This is a genomic window from Seleniivibrio sp., from assembly GCF_021209385.1.
GTDB lineage: Bacteria > Chrysiogenota > Deferribacteres > Deferribacterales > Geovibrionaceae > Seleniivibrio.
In genome coordinates this window covers 20,197-42,115 of the sequence record NZ_JAJOIL010000017.1, presented here as the reverse complement: position 1 = coordinate 42,115, position 21,919 = coordinate 20,197, and the positions used below count along the sequence as shown (strand labels likewise).

General features: G+C 46.8%; 19 protein-coding genes and 1 pseudogene. 14 read left to right on the top strand and 6 right to left on the bottom strand.

What is annotated here, in order from left to right; all coding sequences use genetic code 11:
* The 3 genes from LRY47_RS04985 to lgt all read right to left on the bottom strand — a co-directional run.
* Positions 1 to 592 (bottom strand): FecR family protein (locus tag LRY47_RS04985; RefSeq protein WP_295223126.1); only part of this gene is annotated, 592 nt, incomplete at its 3' end.
* A gap of 10 nt (positions 593 to 602) precedes the next feature.
* A complete protein-coding gene (locus LRY47_RS04980; protein WP_295223125.1) occupies positions 603 to 2,234 on the bottom strand; it encodes an outer membrane beta-barrel protein in 1,632 nt (543 codons plus the stop codon).
* A gap of 74 nt (positions 2,235 to 2,308) precedes the next feature.
* Positions 2,309 to 3,262: a prolipoprotein diacylglyceryl transferase gene (lgt, locus tag LRY47_RS04975; protein WP_295223123.1), complete on the bottom strand. Its 954-nt coding sequence runs from the start codon at positions 3,260 to 3,262 to the stop codon at positions 2,309 to 2,311.
* A gap of 223 nt (positions 3,263 to 3,485) precedes the next feature.
* Between lgt and rpsB the strand changes: the two genes are divergently transcribed.
* The 11 genes and pseudogenes from rpsB to LRY47_RS04925 all read left to right on the top strand — a co-directional run bounded on the left by rpsB (position 3,486) and on the right by LRY47_RS04925 (position 11,919).
* Positions 3,486 to 4,271 carry a 30S ribosomal protein S2 gene (gene rpsB, locus LRY47_RS04970; protein WP_295223122.1) on the top strand — a complete coding sequence of 262 codons (786 nt, stop codon included), beginning with the start codon at positions 3,486 to 3,488 and terminating at the stop codon, positions 4,269 to 4,271.
* Positions 4,272 to 4,274: 3 nt separating this feature from the next.
* Positions 4,275 to 5,147 carry a translation elongation factor Ts gene (gene tsf, locus LRY47_RS04965; RefSeq protein WP_295223121.1) on the top strand — a complete coding sequence of 291 codons (873 nt, stop codon included), beginning with the start codon at positions 4,275 to 4,277 and terminating at the stop codon, positions 5,145 to 5,147.
* Between the two features lie 165 nt (positions 5,148 to 5,312).
* On the top strand, positions 5,313 to 5,822 hold the full coding sequence (locus LRY47_RS04960) for a flavin reductase (protein ID WP_295223119.1): 510 nt from the start codon (positions 5,313 to 5,315) through the stop codon (positions 5,820 to 5,822).
* A 114-nt stretch (positions 5,823 to 5,936) separates the two neighbouring features.
* Positions 5,937 to 6,716 carry a thiazole synthase gene (locus tag LRY47_RS04955; protein WP_295223117.1) on the top strand — a complete coding sequence of 260 codons (780 nt, stop codon included), beginning with the start codon at positions 5,937 to 5,939 and terminating at the stop codon, positions 6,714 to 6,716.
* Positions 6,716 to 7,831 carry a 2-iminoacetate synthase ThiH gene (thiH, locus tag LRY47_RS04950; protein WP_295223116.1) on the top strand — a complete coding sequence of 372 codons (1,116 nt, stop codon included), beginning with the start codon at positions 6,716 to 6,718 and terminating at the stop codon, positions 7,829 to 7,831. The genes LRY47_RS04955 and thiH overlap by 1 nt, the downstream gene beginning before the upstream one ends.
* A 1-nt stretch (position 7,832) precedes the next feature.
* The gene (locus tag LRY47_RS04945) at positions 7,833 to 8,306 is read left to right on the top strand and encodes an MGMT family protein (RefSeq protein WP_295223114.1); all 474 of its coding nucleotides are present in this window, start codon (positions 7,833 to 7,835) and stop codon (positions 8,304 to 8,306) included.
* Positions 8,296 to 9,342 (top strand): S-methyl-5-thioribose-1-phosphate isomerase, encoded by a 1,047-nt coding sequence (gene mtnA, locus LRY47_RS04940; RefSeq protein WP_295223112.1) that lies wholly within the window; start codon positions 8,296 to 8,298, stop codon positions 9,340 to 9,342. Before LRY47_RS04945 ends, mtnA begins: the two co-directional genes overlap by 11 nt.
* Positions 9,342 to 9,521: pseudogene (locus LRY47_RS14150) on the top strand (aldehyde ferredoxin oxidoreductase N-terminal domain-containing protein); the annotation flags it as partial. The gene mtnA and the pseudogene LRY47_RS14150, both read left to right, overlap by 1 nt.
* Positions 9,522 to 9,576: 55 nt before the next feature.
* A complete protein-coding gene (locus LRY47_RS04935) occupies positions 9,577 to 10,146 on the top strand; it encodes an aldehyde ferredoxin oxidoreductase N-terminal domain-containing protein (RefSeq protein ID WP_295223111.1) in 570 nt (189 codons plus the stop codon).
* Between the two features lie 22 nt (positions 10,147 to 10,168).
* Positions 10,169 to 10,792: an aldehyde ferredoxin oxidoreductase C-terminal domain-containing protein gene (locus LRY47_RS04930; RefSeq protein WP_295223109.1), complete on the top strand. Its 624-nt coding sequence runs from the start codon at positions 10,169 to 10,171 to the stop codon at positions 10,790 to 10,792.
* Positions 10,789 to 11,919, top strand: coding sequence for a class II aldolase/adducin family protein (locus LRY47_RS04925; protein ID WP_295223107.1), 1,131 nt, complete (start codon positions 10,789 to 10,791; stop codon positions 11,917 to 11,919). The genes LRY47_RS04930 and LRY47_RS04925 overlap by 4 nt, the downstream gene beginning before the upstream one ends.
* Positions 11,920 to 12,007: 88 nt before the next feature.
* Here the strand turns inward: LRY47_RS04925 and LRY47_RS04920 are convergent, their stop codons facing one another.
* On the bottom strand, positions 12,008 to 13,153 hold the full coding sequence (locus tag LRY47_RS04920) for a molybdopterin molybdotransferase MoeA (RefSeq protein ID WP_295223105.1): 1,146 nt from the start codon (positions 13,151 to 13,153) through the stop codon (positions 12,008 to 12,010).
* Positions 13,154 to 13,352: 199 nt separating this feature from the next.
* On the opposite strand from LRY47_RS04920, the gene LRY47_RS04915 reads away from it, so the two are divergent.
* A complete protein-coding gene (locus LRY47_RS04915; protein WP_295223103.1) occupies positions 13,353 to 15,227 on the top strand; it encodes a SpoIIE family protein phosphatase in 1,875 nt (624 codons plus the stop codon).
* On the opposite strand, the gene LRY47_RS04910 is transcribed toward LRY47_RS04915, so the two are convergent.
* Positions 15,200 to 16,651, bottom strand: coding sequence for a PAS domain-containing sensor histidine kinase (locus tag LRY47_RS04910; RefSeq protein WP_295223102.1), 1,452 nt, complete (start codon positions 16,649 to 16,651; stop codon positions 15,200 to 15,202). The genes LRY47_RS04915 and LRY47_RS04910 overlap by 28 nt on opposite strands.
* Positions 16,652 to 16,790: 139 nt before the next feature.
* Here LRY47_RS04910 and LRY47_RS04905 point away from each other — a divergent pair, with 139 nt between their 5' ends.
* Positions 16,791 to 19,085, top strand: coding sequence for a methyl-accepting chemotaxis protein (locus LRY47_RS04905; RefSeq protein WP_295223100.1), 2,295 nt, complete (start codon positions 16,791 to 16,793; stop codon positions 19,083 to 19,085).
* Positions 19,086 to 19,303: 218 nt separating this feature from the next.
* A complete protein-coding gene (locus LRY47_RS04900; protein WP_295223098.1) occupies positions 19,304 to 20,347 on the top strand; it encodes a 3-deoxy-7-phosphoheptulonate synthase in 1,044 nt (347 codons plus the stop codon).
* A 207-nt stretch (positions 20,348 to 20,554) separates the two neighbouring features.
* Here the strand turns inward: LRY47_RS04900 and gdhA are convergent, their stop codons facing one another.
* Complete coding sequence (gdhA, locus tag LRY47_RS04895; RefSeq protein ID WP_366043277.1) at positions 20,555 to 21,907, bottom strand: NADP-specific glutamate dehydrogenase; 1,353 nt, start codon at positions 21,905 to 21,907, stop codon at positions 20,555 to 20,557.
* Positions 21,908 to 21,919: the final 12 nt, after the last annotated feature.

Genomic DNA, 21,919 nt, shown 5'->3' with positions numbered 1-21,919 from the left:
CCTGTGCCGCTGCCGCCTGTTCTGCGGCTCTTGCCGCCTCTTCAGCTACATAATCAGCTCCGGAAGCCGCCGCTCCGCCCACACCGCCGCCCACGGACGGAGCCTGTATATTAGGCACTAAAACCACCGTACCTGAACCGACCTCAACAACAAGATTTCCGTTGTTTGATTCTGCACCAAGCACAGTTCCTTTTACTCCGATTACCGCGTTGCTGGTCTTTATTCTGAAATCGCCCGCAACATCGTGCATCTTTTCAACTTTAAAAAGTACCTTGCCTTTTTGCAGTTCCGCGTTGAAGCCGTCCTTTGTACGCTCCGAACCCAGAAGGAGCAAACGCGATTTTTCGAATACTTTTATATTGCTTCCGTCAACAAAATTGACCTCCGCATATCCTTTTCTCTTTGTTCTGAGGATATCGTCGAAAGATAGGCTTGTGCCCTCTTTCGCTATTTTTCCCATGACAGCCTGCGCCTTAACGACATCCACTGCACCTTTGACAGTTTTAACGGTTCCTGCCACCGAAGACGCAAAAACCTGTGAACTGATCATTACTATTGCTGTGGTTAAAGCCGTAATCCTTTTTATTCTCATGGCACACCTTTTAATATGCGTAGCTTAAGCTGACATCAAACACGGTCTTGTCGTATTTATACGAAGGCACGTTTGAATCGGCATCGGTATATGTTACCCCTCCGCTGAGAAACACGGAGTCCGTCAGTCTGTATATGGACTTAAGCCCGACATTATATGTCTTGTCCTCGCGTATGGTCGCAAGTCCGGAAGCATCCATTCTGTCTATGGCGGAGTTAAAGAAATCCGCGTATGTGTAATCGACGTTGAATGTAAGTGTTACCTTTGGGGTGACAGCGGCAAGTGTTCCAAATGAAACTGTGTATGCTCTGTTGTCTTTGTCCTCGCCGTCGGTGTTTTCAAGATTAACGCCGACACCGAATGTCATATTATATTTCTGAGCGAACATTTTTGATATTTCGCCTGAAATTCCGTAGTACATACCGTCTTTGTCCGCTCTCGGGTCGGGAGAGGACACATAGTTCCTTTTTTCGACCTTAACGGGAACGTTCAGCGTAAAACCGTCGAACTTGATGTTTGAACCGAGTTCCGCGCCGTATGTTTCATAGTACTTCTCGTTTCCGAGCGAAAGGATGCCCGCTGTGAATTTGGGTGTATATGAAACCCTGTCGGTACTTTTTGTCACCTGAACATATGCCTTGTGCATCTCAAGGTCGTATGAGCTGAGACCGCTCTTCATGTTGAACGACCTGTAGTTCATAAGCCCGACAGCAGCCTTGTCAGACCAGAGCGGGTACATGTTATATTTTGCATCAAGCACAAAGGCGGTTCGGAAACTCGATGTACCGGAAGCGCCTATATCCTCGTTCTCGGATTTTACGTTATCGTCGTATTCCTCTATTGCGGAGAAATAGATACTGAAAGGTTTCTTGAACTGGTTCATCTTTTCCCGTTTAAGCTGCATGTATTCAGCATCGGGTGATTTGACGTTCACCAGAGATTCCTCCGCGCACTCAAACCTGCCAGTGATCATACAGATATCCGAAATAAGCATCTGCGCCTGATCGTAACTGTCCTGTTTTTCGGTGGAAACTTTTCTGAGCGAACCTATAGCATTGTAAAAATCGCCCTGCCTGTAGGCTATCTTTCCTTTTCTTATATAGTACCTGTCATCTTTGACAGTAACCTTTTCAAGTTCCGCGTCAGCACGTTCATAATCGTTCATTGCGACGTAAATATCCACAAGAGTGTATCTCATGGTGTCGTCGCCCGTCTTATCCGAATAGGCAGTGATATCCGCAAGAGCACCGTCCATATCGCCTATGTTAAAGAAGGCAAGTCCTCTGTATTTAAGCAGATTCGGGTCTGTATTGCCCTTTTCCATCTGCGTATTGCAGACATATATAATCTCGTCGTATTCCTGATTTTCAAGCATAAGGGTGAGAGCGACAAAACCGTCCTGCTGCTGGTTATTCTCAAAAAAACAAATAGATCTGTAGATGTTGCTGGAAATGCCTTCGGAAGCGGAAAGAGCTTTAAGCTCGCTCTCCATGTTCCTGCATTTTCCTGATTTGATAGCATCGAACACTTTCTGATAAACGCCGCTGTATTCGCCGATGACGGGATAGTCATAGGCATACAGGGCAACAGGGCTTAACAACGGCAGTATAAGAAGCCCTGCCGAAAACATAAAACGACGCATAACGTCTCCTCCTAAAATGAAACCTCTCTTCACGCTGTACAAGATATTAACATACTATACCCTAATTTTCATGATTATTGGCGTTTTTGAGCGCATTTCAATAATTTATTTCTGTTTAAAATTAATATTCCCGCAACAACCATTATTATGCTTATTAAATGCGGCGCTCTGAGGTAACCGACCATAAGATCGTCCGCACGGAAAAACGTCACAAACGCCCGTATAAAGCCGTAGAAGATAAGATACCATGCCACGAGACGACCCGTTCCGAGGTTCTCATCTTTTCTCCATAATATATAAAGGACGATGAAACATGCGAAATTCAGCACCATTTCATATATGAACGTCGGGTGAACCGGAAGCGCTCCAAAGTCGCTGTAGGCTGGGGTTCTCTTGTAATTTCCAAAGCTCATGCCCCACGGCACATATTCTTTCAGTTCGTAGAGTTTTCCTTCAAAACTCACCTGAACGGGTAGTTTATCAATCAGCTTTGAAATGCTGGCAGGCATCGGGTTCAGACCTGTCTGGTCGCATACCGCCGCCCAGAAATCCCGAAACCTGTTCTCCACCCCGAATATTATGGAGGGCGGAACGATGGTCGGCACTCCGTGCGCCTCGCCGTTTGCAAGGTTGCCTATCCTGCCGATCGCCTGTCCGAAAAGGAGCCACGGAACCATGGTGTCCGCAAGCCCGAGAAGACTTGCCTTTTTGTACCGTGTAAATATGAAGAGCGCTATCAGAGCGCCTATGATACCGCCGTGGATGGCAAGTCCGCCGTGCCAGACGGCGAACATCTCAAATATATTTCCGGCGTAATATTCCCAGCGGAAAGCAACATAATACATTCTCGCACCGAGAATACCGGAGAGGAAACACGCGATGGCGGCGTTCTCCATGTCCGTCGGTTTCAGATTAAGCTTGTCCGCCTTGCGTTTTATCATGTACATGCCGACGATAAGCCCGATAATGTACATAAGACTGTATACCCTCAGTTCCAGTGGTCCCAGTTTAAAAAGATACGGAAACATAATTTCCCCCTTTGTCTCTGTCGGAAACATCATAAACAGTACAGACTTTTTTTACAAATCAAAAAAACCTTGATTTTTTGTATAGCCCTTGCTATAAAGAACACCCATTTTGCACGCCCGTATAGCGTTTAAAACTGCCGTGTGCCTGAAATCCTTTCGGGTGGCTGTTTTACGGGGCGCAAGAATAACAAATTGAGAGGCAAAAACGCCTCGGGAGAAATTAATGTCCTATATTTCAATGAAAAGCCTGCTTGAGGCGGGTGTTCACTTCGGTCACCAGACAAAACGCTGGAACCCGAAAATGTCCAAATATGTCTTCGGTGCAAGAAACGGTATCTACATACTTGACCTTCAGAAGACAGTTCAGTGCTTCAACACAGCTTACGAATTCGCAAGAGACGCAGCTCGTCAGGGCAGCACATTCCTTTTCGTAGGTACTAAAAAACAGGCTCAGGAAGCTATCAAACAAGCTGCTGAAAAATGCAACGCTCATTACATGAACGAACGCTGGCTCGGCGGTACTCTTACAAACTTCCAGACTATCCGCACAAGAGTGGCAAGACTGAAAGAACTTGAAGAAATGTTTGAAACAGGCTTCGTTAACAAATATACCAAAAAAGAAGTTTCAAAACTCAGAAAAGAACTTGATAAACTGACTAAAAACCTCGGCGGTATCAAAGATATGCAAGGTATCCCCGATGTTATGTTCATAATCGACATCAAAATGGAGCAGAACGCTGTTGCTGAAGCTCACAAACTTGATATCCCGATAATCGCAATCGTAGATACAAACTGCGACCCCGATCAGGTTGATATGCCTATCCCCGGTAACGACGACGCTATCCGCGCTTGCCAGCTTATCGCAGGACGTATAGCGGACGCTATCATCGAAGGCAGACAGATACTTGACGAAGAAAACATCGGCCAGGCTGAAGAAGACGGCGGAGAGGACATCCCCGTTGAACAGCTTCTCGCTGACGTACCCGTTGACAAAGAAGAAGAGGAGTAATAAATGGCAGAGATCACAGCCGCACTGGTTAAAGAACTTCGCGAAAAAACCGGAGCAGGAATGCTCGACTGCAAAAAAGCCCTTGCCGAATCCGACGGCGACCTTGAAGGTGCTGTTGAATACCTCCGCAAAAAGGGTCTCGCAGCAGCAGCAAAGAAAGCTGACAGAATCGCAGCGGAAGGTACAGTCGCAGCCATCGTTAAAGACGGCATAGGCGTTATCGTTGAAGTCAACTCCGAAACAGACTTCGTTGCTAAAAACGAAAATTTCACTTCATACGCTACAGAAATGGCAGAACTTGTCGCTACTGCAAATCCCGCCGACATCGAAGCTTTCATGACCGTTACAGCTAAAAACGGCGAAACCGTTGAAGCTTACCTTAACAGCATGATCGCAAAAATAGGCGAAAAACTGAGCATCAGACGTTTCGCACGCCTTGAAGGCGGCACAGTTGCCACATACATCCACGGCGGCGGTAAAATAGGCGTCGTTGTAAAACTTGACGGCGGAACAGCAGAACTTGCAAAAGACCTTTGCCTGCACATCGCCGCAAGCAACCCTAAATATCTCGACTCCAGCTATGTTGACGCAGACTTCGTTAACAAAGAGAAAGAGATATACGCTGCCAAACTGAAAGAGCAAGGCAAACCCGACAACATGATCCCCAAAATAGTTGACGGTCAGGTCGCAAAACTTCTTAAAGAAGTTTGCCTCGTTAGCCAGCCTTTCGTTAAAAACCCCGATGTCACCATCGAAAAACTTCTTGCCGATGCAGGAGCTAAGATAGTTTCCTACAGCCGCTTCGAGCTTGGAGAAGGCATCGAAAAAAAGCAGGAGAACTTTGTGGAAGAGGTAATGAAACAGATCAAGAACTAAAGATCTGCTGCATGACCGCCGCATTGGGCGTTCTGTCGAAACTTAATAAATAAAGCCGGAGTCTTCTCCGGCTTTTTTTATTCCACCCTTACAAAACTGTAAGCTCTTGATTATTTTCTCTCTGCCCGCAATTATAAAATACTGAGTGGTACAGGAGGCAGCACAATGCAAACATTTCAACAGATAAACCCCGAAGACTTCAACCACAGCCCTTTCAGGATAATTGGAAAGGAATGGATGCTCGTTACAGCGGAAAAAGACGGCAGAGCAAACAGCATGACGGCATCATGGGGCGGACTTGGGGTCATGTGGCAAAAGAACGTATCTTTCGTAGTAATCCGCAAAAGCAGATTCACAAAAGAATTTGTGGATGCGGCAGACACATTTTCACTCACTTTTTTCGACAGGAAGCAATACGGCAAGATGCTCGGTTACATGGGTACGGTATCGGGGCGCGACGAGGATAAGATAGCAAAATTTGCCCTTACCGTTTCACACCGGAACGGCACACCCTACTTTGAAGAAGCAAACAAAGTCATTATATGCAAAAAAATGTTCTGTCAGCCTTTGACACCGGATCACTTCCTTTCAGACAGCATAGACACAGAATTTTATAAGGACAAAGACTACCACGACCTTTATATAAGCGAAGTCACAGACATCCTCGCCCGCTGATAAGAAAAAAATTTGACTTTTTCTGTGCAGGGGATATTATATTTTTGCCTACCCCAAATTTAAGACCTGTTGGCAAGGGTCTTACAATCTTTTTCCAACAATCGGAGTATAGTCATGTTCAAAAACGAACTGGTCATCGCCGGACGTACGTTCCGCAGCAGACTGATGGTAGGCACAGGCAAATTTCCCAACGCAAAAATTATGGCAGACGCGCTTGAAGCGAGCGGCGCAGAGATAGTCACGGTTGCGCTTCGCCGCGTGGACATAAACAATCCTCAGGACGATATACTGAAACAGATAGACCCAAAAAAATATCTCCTGCTCCCAAACACATCCGGAGCAAGAGATGCGGAAGAGGCAGTGCGCCTCGCCCGCATAGCAAGAGCGGCAGGCTGCGAACCATGGATAAAACTGGAGGTCACACCCGACCCCTATTATCTTCTGCCCGACCCCATCGAAACTTTCAAAGCGGCACAGATACTCGTTAAAGAGGGATTCAAGGTTTTGCCCTATATCAACGCAGACCCCGTTCTCTGCAAGCGTCTGGAAGAGATAGGCACAGTCACCGTTATGCCCCTCGGCGCACCCATAGGCAGCAACAAAGGCATTAAAACAATCGACAACCTGCGCATAATTATCGAACAGGCAAAGGTTCCCGTTGTTGTTGACGCAGGCATCGGCGCACCTTCGCACGCGGCGCTGGCAATTGAAATGGGAGCGGACAGCGTTCTTGTGAACACCGCCATCGCGACTGCAAAAGACCCTATTATGATGGCTAAATCTTTCAAACTGGGCGTTGAAGCGGCAGTCACCGCACGCGCGGCAGGTATGCCCGGCACAAGGGACAGAGCAGAGGCATCAAGCCCCCTTACAGGATTTCTGAGGAACGAATAATGAGCTTTGAACAGGAACTTGATAAATACGATTTCAACGACATAAAGGATTTCATCTTCTCCCGCAAACCCGCTGACGTTGAATTTGCCCTCGGCAAAGAGAACATCGACGAAGAGGATTTCGCAGCTCTCCTTTCTCCGGCGGCAACACCATATCTCGAAGAGATGGCACAGAAGGCGAACCGTATAACTGTACAGAGATTTGGAAAGACAATAAAGGTTTACGCTCCCATGTACCTTTCAAATGTCTGCGCGAACTCCTGCAAATACTGCGGGTTCAACCGCCACAACGAAATACCACGCGTCATACTCACAGACGAAGAGATACGGCAGGAAACCGATATCATCCACAACATGGGCATCCGTCATATCCTTCTTGTCACAGGAGAATCCCCTGCAAAGGTCGGCACGGACTACCTTATAAACGCTGTCAACATCATGAAGGACAAGTTCAGCTCCGTATGCATAGAAGTATACCCAATGTCTGCTGAGGACTATACCCTTATGTACACCCACGGAGTTGACGGTCTGACCATGTTTCAGGAAACATATAACCGCGTGAAATATGCCGACGTACACCCCGCAGGTCGAAAACGCGACTTCGGCTGGAGGCTCGGCGGTCCCGAACGCGGCGCACAGGCAGGTTTCCGCACCATAGGTCTCGGTACGCTCATGGGGCTTGAGGAATTCAGAACAGACCAGTTCTTCCTTGGTCTCCACGCAGGCTATCTTATGAAGAACTACTGGAAAACCCACGTCTCCATCTCTTTCCCCCGCATACGCAAAGCGTCAGGAAACTTTCAGGCATATCAGATAATTGACGATATAGATTACGTTCAGATGCTCCTTACCCACAGACTGTTCAGGCACGATCTCGGCATAAATGTATCCACACGAGAATCCGCAGAGTTCCGCAACAAACTGCTCAGACTGGGCGTCACCCACATGAGTGCAGGCTCCAAAACGGAACCAGGCGGATATGCAAAGGAACACGACGGCAAACAGTTTCAGGTTGAAGACACAAGGACAGTTGAAGAATTTTGTGATATGGTAAGGATGAACGGGTATGACCCCGTTCTGAAAGACTGGGACACATATTTTCTTAACGGAGAATAAGATGAAGCACTGGGACAGTGTGCGATGCTCTGCGGGTTACGACCTGTTCATCACCTTTGACAACGACAGGGTGTATGAGGTTGCGTCATCACGTCCCGAAAATCTTATTCAAATGCCTCTTGCGGAAAGGTTCGCCTATATGGCAGAATACCTGAAAGACTGTTCGAGACAGCCCATGCTTATAGAAGCGCTTGACGACCTTGATTTTTCGTGGACGACAGCTTTTTCAATGGCTGTGTACCGCGCATTGGCACTGGTTCCGTTTGGAATAACCGTTACATACGGCGAGCTGGCAGTTCTTTCCGGTCACGCGGGCGCATCCCGCGCTGTCGGCACGGCAATGTCGAAGAACAGATTCCTTATCATTGTACCCTGCCACCGTGTTCTGGCGGCGGGAGGAAAAATCGGGGGATTCTCCAGCGGTCTCGGCATGAAACGGGCGCTGCTGAAAGCTGAGGGGCATAATGAGTTTTGAGTCGCTTCCATACACACTCAGATGGCAGGAGGACATTCTCTATGTCATCGACCAGACACTTCTTCCTGAAATATTCATTGAAGTACCGCTTCGCAATATCGACGAAGTGTATGTCGCAATAAAAACATTACAGGTGCGCGGTGCGCCGGCAATAGGCGTTGCGGGGGCATACGGTCTCTGCATCTGCGCACAGAAACATCTTGATGAAGAACCCAACCTTTTCATGGAAAACCTCGGAAAGGACGCGAAATACCTGAACTCTTCCCGCCCGACAGCCGTAAACCTCAGCTGGGCGATAAAACGCATAATGAAAAGACTTTATGCCTGCGTACAAAAATCCACAGAGGAGATGTATGCAGAAATTCTGGACGAAGCTACCAGAATACATCAGGAAGACCTGAGAACCTGCCGCATGATCGGCGAACACGGCAGAGAACTCATTCAGGACGGCTTCGGCATCCTGACCCACTGCAATGCAGGCTCCCTTGCCACTTCCCGTCTGGGTACTGCAACCGCGCCCATGTATCTGGCGCAGGAGCAGAAAAAACGTTTCAAGGTCTACGCCGACGAGACCCGCCCGCTCTGTCAGGGTTCAAGACTCACCGCATGGGAACTGCAAAGAGCAGGGCTTGACGTTACTCTCATATGCGACGACATGGCGGCATCCGTCATGGCTTCCGGCAGAATACAGCTTGTTATTGTGGGTGCAGACAGAGTTGCCGCAAACGGCGACACAGCAAACAAGATAGGCACGCTGGGCGTAGCCATCATGGCGAAACATTTCGGAATACCTTTTTATGTTGCCTGCCCGACGTCCACACTGGACATGAAGACATCCTGCGGATACGACATCGAGATAGAACAGCGCGGAAACGACGAAGTTTGCTTCTTCGGAGAAAAACGCACTGCGCCTGTTGATATAAACGTTCTCAATCCGGCTTTCGACGTTACTCCGGCATACCTTATTTCGGGATTTATCACGGAAAAAGGCATCGTGAAAAGACCGTACGAGAACAACCTTAAAGCAATATTCTGATGTATACCGGAAAGATACTCTCAGTCTCGCTGACAGACCTTTCCCACAGCATTGTAACACCTGAAAAAGGCATCTATGACAGATATATCGGCGGTCGGGGACTGTGCGGATATCTTCTTGGCAAACATCTCAGCGAAAATCCTCTTATATTTTGCACAGGACCGCTCACGGGTACAGGTTATCAGACCACAGCCAGATGCGCTGTCATGCACATAGACCCGCGAACGGGGGGGGTTGTTCCGCTCGAATTTCGGCGGCGGATTCGCAACGGCACTGAAAAGAGCGGGATACGACGGGCTTATCATTACAGGACGGGCGGACAAACCCGTAAGCCTGATCATAGACAAAAACATACGGTTCGGAAGCATACCCGCGGGCTATGCGAAGATCGAAGCGGGCGCTGACAAAAACATAAGATACTGCGGTATCCTCTCCGACGGATTTTTTACAACACACAGAGGCGGCACAGGAACTCTGATGCACGACATGAATCTTTTGTCAGTGGGCATTATGCCTGCAAACGAACCGGAAATTCCGTCGACACAGGCATATGAAGACATAGAAAGGCTGATAAACGCCGCGCCGTCGCTCACCGGAAGACTGGGCATCGGCAGATTCGGCACAGCCGCACTCTATGACCTTTCCCATGCACGCAACATTCTCCCCAACGTCTTTTTCAACATGTCGAAACCCCATGCACACGATAACGCAAATGCCTTCGGTAAAACGGAAAGCGTCTCATGCGGTTCATGCGTCATAGCCTGCCGCAAAAAAAAAGAACGGACTACGGGTACCGGAATATGATGAATTTGCCATGCTCTTAAGCGTGGGAATCCCGTTTGACAGAATCCTCGAAACATATAACTACTGCCTGAAACAGGGCATAGACATAACAACCGCCTGCCACTGCATAGTGCAGTCGGGCATGGATGCTGAAAAATTTCTCTATAATATTCCAAAAGAATATTACAAAGGCTCGGATAGTCTCACCGTTAAAGGCATTGAACTGCCTGCCTTCGCACCCGATGGCGCAATGGGCGTGGCGCTGGGTTATGCAACCTCCACAAACGGCGCGGACTGGACAACCGCAATGGCAGTCACCCACGAGATACTAAGAAAACCCGTCCCCACTGACAGACACTCTGCCGAGGGCAAAGCCGTCATAAACATAGCCTATGAAAACGCAAAGGCGGCGGCTGATTCGCTGCCTGTCTGCCGGTACGTCCTCTTTTCTGCATCACTGGAGGAATATTCCAAGGCGCTCGGAACAACTGCGGCACAACTTGCCGAATGCGGAAACAACATATTCATGAACGAGATAGGAATAATTCGCAGACTGGGTTTCGGCATAGAAACGGACAGACTGCCGGAAGGTGTCCTGTCGGCACAGCAGCAGAAAGAGTTTGATGCCGAACTGAAAAAATACCACCGCATACGGGGGCTTGTATGAGCCTTTTCGATAAATACCTGAATAAACTCAAACTAAGTAAGCTAGCAGACAAAGCGATCTATATCGTAACCGAAGACACTGTAACTATATATGGCGACACCGCTGATAAAGAGCTTTCGGAAATAGCCTCACATATCAAGACCTATTCACTTCTTTTTGTCCGCCCGGCAGAACCGTTCATGTCAGCATTGGAAGCAGCGGCAAAAGGCGGCGAGTTCGCACCCAACGATTCCGAAACAAGAACTTTTCTGCACACGGTTCCTGTTGCAGACAGCTTTTCGGAAGTGCCTGACGCGCTCAAACGCCGCAAGGCAGTCTTCGTCCGCGGACAGGGAATAGCAACAGCCGCCCCGTTCGGCGCAGAACAGGCATTTATATTTGCCAGCTCTGTCATATTCAGCGGGTTCGTGAAATTTTTTGCAGACGCAGGGGAAGCGGCACTACTCGGAAAGCCCTACGACAAAGAACTGACGCTCGAACTTCTGAACAGCTACATAAAGAGATTCGCCGTAAACGATACGCCGTCTCTTGATAAAGATATCTTTCAATCGGAACAATCCATATTATCAGCTATGGCACAAGCGGGCAGAACAACAGTCTATTTGGGACTTGTTGATTCATTTTTCGGCAACATTTCTGTCTTTGAGGGCAAGAACATATACATAAGCAGGACAGGAAGCAGTCTGGACGAGCTTGAAAATGAAACCGATATCTGTCCTCTGGACGAATCCACATGCACAGGATTGACCGCATCCAGTGAATTGGCATCCCACAGAAGGATTTACGAAACCACTGACAAGAAGGTCATTCTCCATGCACATCCGCGCTTTGCCGTCATAATGTCAATGATGTGCGCGGAAAAATGCGAAAACAGAGGCAAATGTCACTATGCCTGTACAAAGGAAAGATACATAGGAAAAGTGCCGATAGTTTCCGGAGAGGTGGGGAACGGTCCCAGAGCAATGGTGAACACCCTGCCGCCAGCTATGAAAAAAAGTGATAGTGTAACAGTATACGGACACGGCGTTTTCACCGTGTCCGCTGGTGATTTTAACGAAGCGCTGCGGCTGCTGACAGAAACAGAGACCGCGGCGTTAAAGGAATATCAGAAAATCATAATACAATAGATCGCTTCGTCGTGAACACTCCTCGCGAAGACATGGTCTTCTGCGAAGGGTTAATCCTGAAGCAGTCTATTATAACTTATTCGCCATATCAGAGCATTTTGCTCGCAAGCCATACATCCACAAGATCGCCCCTCTGAACCTCTTCCGTATCTTCCGCTATAGCGGCGACACAGGGGAATCCCACTCCGTTCTGGCAAGCCACAGCCATACCTTCATCATTTATAGTGAGCCATGTTCTGACCAGTTTTGCAAAACCTTTTCTCTTTTTCACAGGGAAGTTGATTTGTGCCTTTATGTTTCCGGTCTTAAGCCCGTGCCATTTGCGTATCGCCTGAACAAGGAACACTTCCGAACATGCTATGGCACCAGCAGGTGAACCGGGGAACATAAACAGCGGTTTTCCGCCCAGAAGTCCGAAACGGAAAGTTTTGCCGGGGCTGACGCGAAGTCCTTCAACTGGTATCTCGCCGCCCGCCTCAAGAACCGTGAGCTTAAGCAGGTCATATCTGGAATAGCCGGTTCCGCCGAACGTCACGATCATATCGCACTCAAGAGCCGCCTGTTTCATAATTTTTGAAAGCAGACCCTCGTCGTCTGGGATTACCCCGTAATATTTCATATCCACATCGAAAATGCGCAGCAGTCCCGCCATGTGGTAATAGTTGCTGTTAACGGTGCCTTTCTGCGTGAAATCCTCCACCAGTTCGGAACCTGTGGAGATAACACCTATCAGAGGCGCTTTTGCACAGGGCAGAGTGGCAAAGCGCATACTGGCAAATACCTCCATAAGCCGTATGTCTACCCGCATCCCTTTGCGCGCTAAGACATCCCCTTTTTTAATGTCGCTTCCCGCCTGAGTAATGTGCCTTTTGCGCTCCTCTCCCTGCTGGTATGTGACATTCTCTCCGTTTCTGTGGGCATTTTCAAAAGGAACGACAAAATCAGTGTTTGTGGGAACTTTCGCTCCGGTGGCAACACGGATACACTCGCCTTTTTTCAGCGGCTTGTCATAGCTGTCTGCGGCGGAAAGCTCCTGCACTACTATACAAACGCCTTCGCTTCCTTTTCCCACGGCATAACCGTCCATACGGGACATGTCAGCCTCCGGATAATCGTGCTGGGCAACGATATCCTCTGCCAGAACCCTTCCCGCAGCCGCGATGAGGGGTACCTCCTCCGGCTTTGCGCCGGGTATAAAAGATATTATGGTGTTAAATGCTTCTTCAAGTTTCATGCTATAATCATAATACATTTTGCAGGATTGTAAAAGAGTGTTAGGAATAATCCTGTATTTTTTCCTTTGTGCATATAAATTATGGATGAGCATGAAAAAGATTTTAATATATAATTCAAAAATTAACTTTTGTGATATTTCCGATCCGTTCTGTCGAATGATTGCCGAATATGATCAGGTATATGGAAAAAATAACCTGTTGAAAAGACTGGCAGAGGATAAACCTGACGCCATCGTATTCGACAGTGAAGGTACAGACGACGAATGCCTTTTTGAAGTGGCACCGATACTTCGGGCTCCCGACGCTCCGAAAACGGCTGTTTTTCTGACATCAGACAGCAACCTTTCCCGTTTCGCAGACATCGGCATCAATACATTTTTCACGAAACAATCCGTAACGGAAGGAATAAAACAGCTCCAGCAGGGCAGAGATACAAAATACGCATCGCTGGTACATAAAGCTGTGCACAGACTGCGTGACCTTGCCAACTGCGTTGAACACGGCATAATGGTGATGAACGCCGACGGACGCGTAACCTTTATGAACGAAGCAGCGAAAAATATTCTGGATATGAAGGGTTCCGAGCTGAACCTTATGACTCTGAACGATATTTTCACAATGCATCCTTTCATGGACGACACAACCAGATTTGAGGAACAGCCACACACCACCTGCAAAGGCAGAGAACTGCTGCTTTCCGGTACGCTGACAATAATATATGAAAACAATAAGCAGAGCGGAAGCATACTGATATTCTATCCGGTGTCCGGACGAGCCATAGACAGGCAGAAAGAGCTTGAGCTTCTGCAATATCAGGAGAGATACCACTCCACCCAGCAGGCGTCAGCATTTAAAAAACAGATGCTTGTCATAAAGGATGAAATATCCGGCACAAAGGGCAGCCGTTTCTTTTTCGAGACCTATTTCAAACCGCTGGACATCATGAGCGGAGACATCTACGGAAACATGAACATAAAGGACGGAAGGTACTTTCTTTACATAATAGACGCAATGGGCAAAGGGCTCTCTGCATCCGTAACCGCATTGCAGTCAAGCTCTTTCATAAACCACTCCGTTGAACTTTCCATAATCAAAAACGACTTTGACATGAGCAGGATGCTCTCGTCGTTCCTCCACTACATCCGCGACAGACTGATGGAGGATGAAGCACTGTGCGCCGTATTTGCAATGATAGATACCAACACGGACACAATTGCCGTATCCAGCTTCGGCATGCCGCCAATCCTCGCAAAAATGAAAGACGGCACAATACAAAAACTCCGCACACCGAATATGCCGATAATGCGTTTTATGGCTGTTAAGGAGATCACGGAATTCAGCCTGAAAGGTATCGACAAAATACTGATATATTCCGACGGACTTTCGGAGTCCACCACAAGCGACGGTTCTCTCTATTACGACAAACTTCCGGACTGTTTCAGCAGGGCGGCAACAAAAAAACACCTGCTCAGGATGGTAAACGAAGACATAACCCAGAACGAAGACGACATAACTTTTTTCTTCATAAGCACCGAACAGAACGAAATAATTGCAGAAGATTCCTTCTCCATACATTCCGGCGCGTCGGAACTGAGTACCGCAGGAGAAAGGATAAACGCCTTTATGGAGGCACAGGGAGTTGACAGCGTTGAAGTTTCCACCTTTGAGTTTGCAGTCGGCGAAATGCTGATGAATGCTCTTGAACACGGAAGCCTGGGACTTTCATTCCGCCAGAAACAGGACATGATACGCGGAGGGGTGTATGACGACTTCATCGCAGAGCATACAAAAGAGGACACATCCGATTATAACAAAGAGATAATGATAAGGTGCCGTTCCGCTCAGACAGGCACAGAAGGACAAAAGCTTCTTACCGTTGAGATAACCGACAGCGGGAGCGGGTTCAACGTATCCGAAATATTCAAATTCAGCAGTTTTGACGGCAATCTATTCAAAATAGACACTAAAAAGTACAACGGCAGAGGCATCTTTATCACCGATAACCTTGTCGACGGGCTGTATTACAGCGACAAAGGCAACACCGTTCACATTGTCAAAGTGCTTGACACCTGAGCTTTCATCACGGGAAGAGTTATCACTGCTTCGGCTCCGTCTTTCGTATTCCTCAGCTCAATATCCCCGTGCATCTGATCCTTTACCACCAGTCTGGACATGAAAAGCCCTATTCCGGCGCCTTTTCCTTCCTCTTTTGTGGAGAAATAGGGTTCAAATACATGCTCGCGTACATCATCGGGAATTCCGGTTCCGTTATCTGCAACGGATATGCGGACATTCTCTTTTACACACGAAACCGAGATTGTTATTTTCCCTTTATAGCCAGATAAACTTTCAGATTTTTCGTTAATGGCATCAATGCTGTTGTATATCAGGTTCAGCATAACATGCCGGAACCTGTCCTGTTCACCGCGAACAATCATCCATCTGTACGCACAGTCGGGACATTCAGCGATGTTTTTGCAGGTTGAATACTGTCTGCCGCACTTACATTGCAATTCAATCTCAATACCCAGATAGTTAAGCTGTGCCTGAAGGATACTGAGTACATCAGTAATTTCCACTGTCACACAAAATTCGGTTCCTGCTTTTTCCGGCGCGAAGAAAAGCCTGAAATCATCTATAATGTCGGACATTTTTTCTATAGTGGATGTAACCACTGTATTGTAGTCGTCCATATATTTGTCATTCAGTCCGCCAGCCTTATAAGTGTCATTAAGGTCGATGCAGTAGAGCGAAAGGACGTTGAGCGGCTGCCGCCACTGGTGTGCAATGGCACTTAAAAGCTTGCTCATATCCGCCATTTTTTTCTGATTTTCTATAAGATGTTCCTGACGCTGGCGTTTTTTCAGTTCCTCTTCGACTTTATCTTTCAAATCATCGTGCATCTGCCTGATGCGGCTGTCCATTAATACATACGAGGTCATATCCCTGCACATAATAAGAAATCTGTTATCACCGACACGCACAGCATGGCATGAGAGGTAATAGTCGCCACCATCTTTCTTGAGAAATTTCAGAGTGATATCAAGAGTGTCGGTTTTCAGCATCTTTGCAACTGCCGCATACCCCTGTTTGACGCTTTCATCCGCCCACATCTGCTGAATGGTCATACCGGAAAGCTCTGTTTCAGTATAACCGGAGATATCACGCATAGACGGATTTGTTTCGACAATGCATCCCCTTCTGTCACAAACAATTATCGGATCGGGCGAGTTGTTTATATATGTTTTGTATTTCTCATCCCGTTCCCGCGTCTGTGTGTCCATCCTGTTCAGGATACGCAATATCACATACAGACTGCTGATAAACATAAGAAAAAGCAAGCCTACCGTAAGCTTTTCAAATATTTCTCTCGTCACATCATCATGTTGAAATCGGGAGTCAATATAGCTGTCGGCAAGAACATAAATGAGTACAGCAAAGACAGCTCCCCCTGTTATAACCGTTCCGGATCTTTTGGTGAAAAATAATCTAATCATAATACCCTTCTTTTGGGTAGATTATACACTATATAGGTACTAGTTTAAATTATTTTGTGATATAGTTCCGTGTGGGGATAGTAAGCGTTCATATTATTTTTTTTAACAACAGAATATGTTCATTTTTCAGAGGTGAAGCATGTTCAAAAACACGTCAATCAGACTGCGGCTGGTTACAGCAACTATCCTCGGTCTGGCGCTCTTCGGGATCACACTTACGATACTTGCCGCAATAAAATCCTGCAGTTCCGTTCAGGAAACGCAGCAGGAAAATCTAAGCAGTATATGTGCGATCAAAAAAGACAATATTAACGATTACTTCAGCAATATCGGCGCCCTTCTTATTTCAACTGCATCGGGGCAAATGACAGCAAACGCTCTTTCGGAACTGAGCGAAGGCTACTATAAGCTTCAGGATGAACTGCAGACCGATCCGCAGGAAGTATTATCCAAGCTCAAAACGCACTATGAAAACCAGTATTTGAATCTGGTCAACTACGATGTGCCAGGGGTGCCGGGAAGGCGCCCTACCGAAGATTATCTTAAAATCAATCCTAACGGACTCCTCGCTCAATATATTTATATTGAAGAAAACGGCGAGAAAATCGGTGAGAAAAACAATATGGTCACCCCGAAAGGATTTGAAAGCGAATACACCCGCCTTCACACTGCTTATCACAATACATTCAACACAATACTGAAAGAGTTCTCTCTTTACGATATTTTCCTTGTAAATATGCAGGGTGATGTTGTGTATACGGTTTTCAAAGAAAAAGATTTTGCCACCAATCTGCTCTCCGGTCCATATGCAGACACAGGACTTGGTGACGCTTATAAAAAGGGCAGAACGCTGGAAAAAGGCAAAGTATACATGAACGATTTCAAGCCATACGAACCCAGCTATAACCTTCCGGCGTCGTTCATCTCATCTCCTATCTATGAAGACGGGAAAATGATAGGCGTACTGATATTTCAGATGCCTATCAATAAAATAGACGCCGTAATGAACTTTAACGGACATTATGAAAAATCAGGTTTAGGAGCAACGGGGCAGGCATTTCTTGTGGGCGAAGACCACACCATGCGCAATAACAGCCGATTTATAGACGAAATAAAAGACCCGCTTGTCCAAAAGCTTAAAACCACCATAGGAATACTCAGGTTTGACGATGAAGCTGTTTCCCGCGCACTTAAAGGCGAATCAGGATTTGCAGTAACTGAAGACCCTAACGGAACGGATTCATTCAACGCTTTCTCCGCGCTGGAAGTATACGGCATAAAGCTGGGCCTTATCATCCGTATAGACAAGATTGAAGCAATGAAATCAACTGTCTCACTGCGCAACTACCTTATCGTTGCATCCCTATTAATAACTCTGATTGCAGTGATAATAACATATGTTGTTATCAATTCAGTTGTTCTGAATGACCTCAAAAAGGTGACAGACGTTGTTAAAGATCTGGTAAGTCAGGACGCTGACCTCACGAAAGAGCTTTCTCTCTCTGCATCGGGAGACAGCGCGCAAAGCAAAGACGAAATAGTTCTCCTTACGTCATACATAAACAAGTTCATCAGCAATATTCATTTTATTGTTAAAGATATCAAAGAAAAAGCAAGCACTGTTAATATAAAGACATCCAGTCTGGCATCAGTAGCGTCTGAAATATCAACAAGCTTTTCCGAACAGTCGGGACACATCAGCGACATTGCATCGGCGATGGAAGAAATGAGTGCAACATCGGAAATGGTTCTGCATAATGCTTCGGAAACAATCGAGCGAACAGGAATAGCCGACCTTAAAACCAAAGACGGCATGAAGGCTCTTAAAGATGCCATTAAAAATATTGAAGAGATAAATGCTAGGGTCGGATATCTGGCAAAGACAATAGGCGGGCTAAGCAGCTCATCCGTTGAAATAGGCAACATACTTAGTGTTATCAATGATATTGCAGACCAGACAAACCTTCTGGCGCTGAATGCGGCAATCGAAGCAGCAAGAGCGGGTGAAGCAGGACGCGGTTTCGCCGTAGTGGCGGACGAAGTACGCAAACTTGCAGAGCGCACACAAAATGCAACAACAGAGATAAGTCAGATAGTTTCAACATTTCAACATGAAACAGCAAACGCCTCAAAAGAGATGCAGAATGCCGAAGAAACAGTAAACAAAGGGGTAGCTGCCATAGGTCACACAAACGAGATTTTCAATCAGATCATTGATGCTGTTATGAATATTGACAATGCAGGACGAAATATTGAAGCTGCTGTTAAAGAACAGAATTCTGCCATCACCTCAGTTTCAGAAAACATAAACGGTATCACTTCCGGTGTCGAACGGAATACGGCGTCTATTCTTTCCGTTTCCGCCAATCTGGGAGAACTCAGCCATCTTTCAAATGAAATGTATTCAGACGTAAATAAATTCAAAACCAAATAAACAGGGGGGTGGTGGAACTCACCACCCTCTTTTTTCCTGCATAATAAAACTTATCCTTCAATCTGCCTCTGATTTATATATATTTAAAGTGTACCGGAAATTCATGACAAAAAAATGAAACAGGAAGACCAAAAACCTTTTGATTAATCCACTAAATAAAGCTACAGTGGATACTCAAAAAGTTTTGAAAGCTAACAAATATCACATAAGGAGTCAAAATGGTTAAAACTTATAACATAAACGTACTTGCCCTGACACCTCTAATATCACCGAACAACCTGAAACAGGTTTTTCCGCTCCCCGTAAAGGGTGCCGCATTCGTTAAACAGTCCAGAGACACCATCCGCGATATACTCCACGGAAAGAGCGACAAACTTATGGTGGTTGTGGGTCCCTGCTCCATACACGACACAAAGGCGGCTCTGGAATACGCCGACAGACTTAAAAAACTGTCCGACGAACTTTCCGACAAGCTCTTCATCATTATGCGGGTCTACTTTGAAAAACCAAGAACGACAGTCGGCTGGAAAGGCCTCATAAACGACCCCGACCTGAACGGCACACACATGATATCCAAAGGGCTGGGCATCGCACGGGGGCTTCTCTGCCAGATAACTGAAAAAGAACTCCCCATTGCCTGTGAAATGCTCGACCCCATCACTCCGCATTATCTTTCCGACATGATAAGCTGGGGAGCCATAGGCGCAAGAACAACCGAATCACAAACCCACAGAGAAATGGCAAGCGGTCTTTCATTCCCTGTCGGATTTAAAAACGGAACAGACGGATGCCTCAAAATTGCCACCGACGCAATGTCCTCATCCTGCCGCCCCCACAGTTTCCTGGGTATAAACAACGACGGTGTGACAGCTATTGTTCAGACAGCAGGTAATCCCGACGTCCACATTGTTCTGCGAGGCGGAAACGATTCACCCAACTATTTTAAAGAAAACATTGAAGAGACAGTTGCGCTTCTGAAAAAGAATAATCTGCCCAACGCAATAATGGTGGACTGCAGCCACGCGAACTCCGAAAAAGATCACGAGAAACAGCCGGCGGTGCTGGACAGCATCGTATCTCAGATACGCAGTGACAAACAGACCGATATCAAAGGTGTTATGATAGAAAGTAACCTCTTCGCAGGAAACCAGAACATACCGGAAGACCTGTCATGCCTGAAATACGGTGTATCAGTCACCGACAAATGTGTTGATTGGGAAACAACGGAAAAAATGCTGCGCGACGCGCACTCCAAATTATAAAAACCGGGCGGTCTTTCGACCGCTACAGATTGATGAAAAAAGCTATTTCGTGTTTTGTCTCCCCCTTTAGCAAAGGGGGAATAAGGGGGATTTACATTAAATATCAATCAAATCCACCCCAGCACTCCTTTATCTAAAGGAGGATAAAATACAGAAGACTCAACTTTGTCAACAACATGGGGCGGTCTTTCGACCGCCCTTTTTCTTTTATACAAGTCCCAGAGAGATCATCGCATCCGCCACCTTGCGGAAAGAAGCAATGTTCGCACCGAGTATATAGTTACCCGGCTGTCCGAACTCTTCGGACTGTTCATAGCATGCCTTATGGATACCTACCATTATCTCATGCAGACGTTTTTCGGTATATTCAAAGCTCCATGAATCACGGCTGGCGTTCTGCTGCATCTCAAGTGCCGATGTTGCAACTCCGCCTGCATTTGCCGCTTTGCCCGGTCCGAAAAGCACTCCACCGCTGAGAAATACCTTTGTGCCTTCCGGCGTAGTGGGCATGTTCGCGCCTTCGCCTACAGCCATACAGCCGTTTTTCACAAGCATTTCAGCATCTTTTTCGTCCAGTTCGTTCTGCGTAGCAGAGGGCATAGCCACCTGACAGGGTACCTCCCAGATGTTTCCGCCTTCTTTATATGAAGCGCCTTTATGGTACTCGCAGTAATCTTTTATCCTGCGGCGCTCAATCTCTTTGATCTGTTTGATCAGACTTATGTCTATACCGCGTTTGTCATAAACGTATCCGTTTGAATCGGACATCGCCACAACTTTTCCGCCGAGCTGATTTATCTTTTCAACAGTATAGATAGCAACGTTTCCGGAACCTGAAACAACGCAGGTTTTGCCGTCAAAGCTCTGTTTCTTAGTTTTAAGCATCTCATTGACAAAATATACAGCTCCGTATCCTGTCGCCTCGGTGCGCACCAGCGATCCGCCCCATGAAAGTCCTTTTCCTGTCAGAACGCCCGCTTCATAGCGGTTTGTTATTCTTTTGTACTGACCGAACATATAGCCTATCTCACGACCGCCGACACCTATATCTCCTGCAGGAACGTCTGTATATTCGCCAAGGTGCCTGTAAAGCTCCGTCATGAAGCTCTGGCAGAATCTCATTATCTCTGCATCACTTCTGCCTTTGGGGTTAAAGTCAGAACCGCCCTTTCCGCCGCCGATGGGCATGCCTGTAAGAGCGTTTTTAAATATCTGCTCAAAGCCGAGGAATTTTATGATACCAAGATAAACTGATTCATGGAAGCGCAGACCGCCCTTATAGGGTCCAAGCGCTGAATTGAACTCAACTCTGAAGCCTCTGTTGATATGGATATTGCCTTTGTCGTCAGTCCACGGAACGCGGAAGATTATCTGACGTTCAGGTTCGCATATGCGTTCAATGATTTTATGATCCAAATATTTAGGGTATTTCTGAATGACCGGACCGAGACTGTCCAGCACCTCGCAAACGGCTTGGTGGAACTCTGTTTCACCTGGGTTTCTGTCAACCACCTGCTGATAGATCTTTTCGATCTTGAGTGTAGAGCCTTTCATAGGCATCTCCTTTTATGT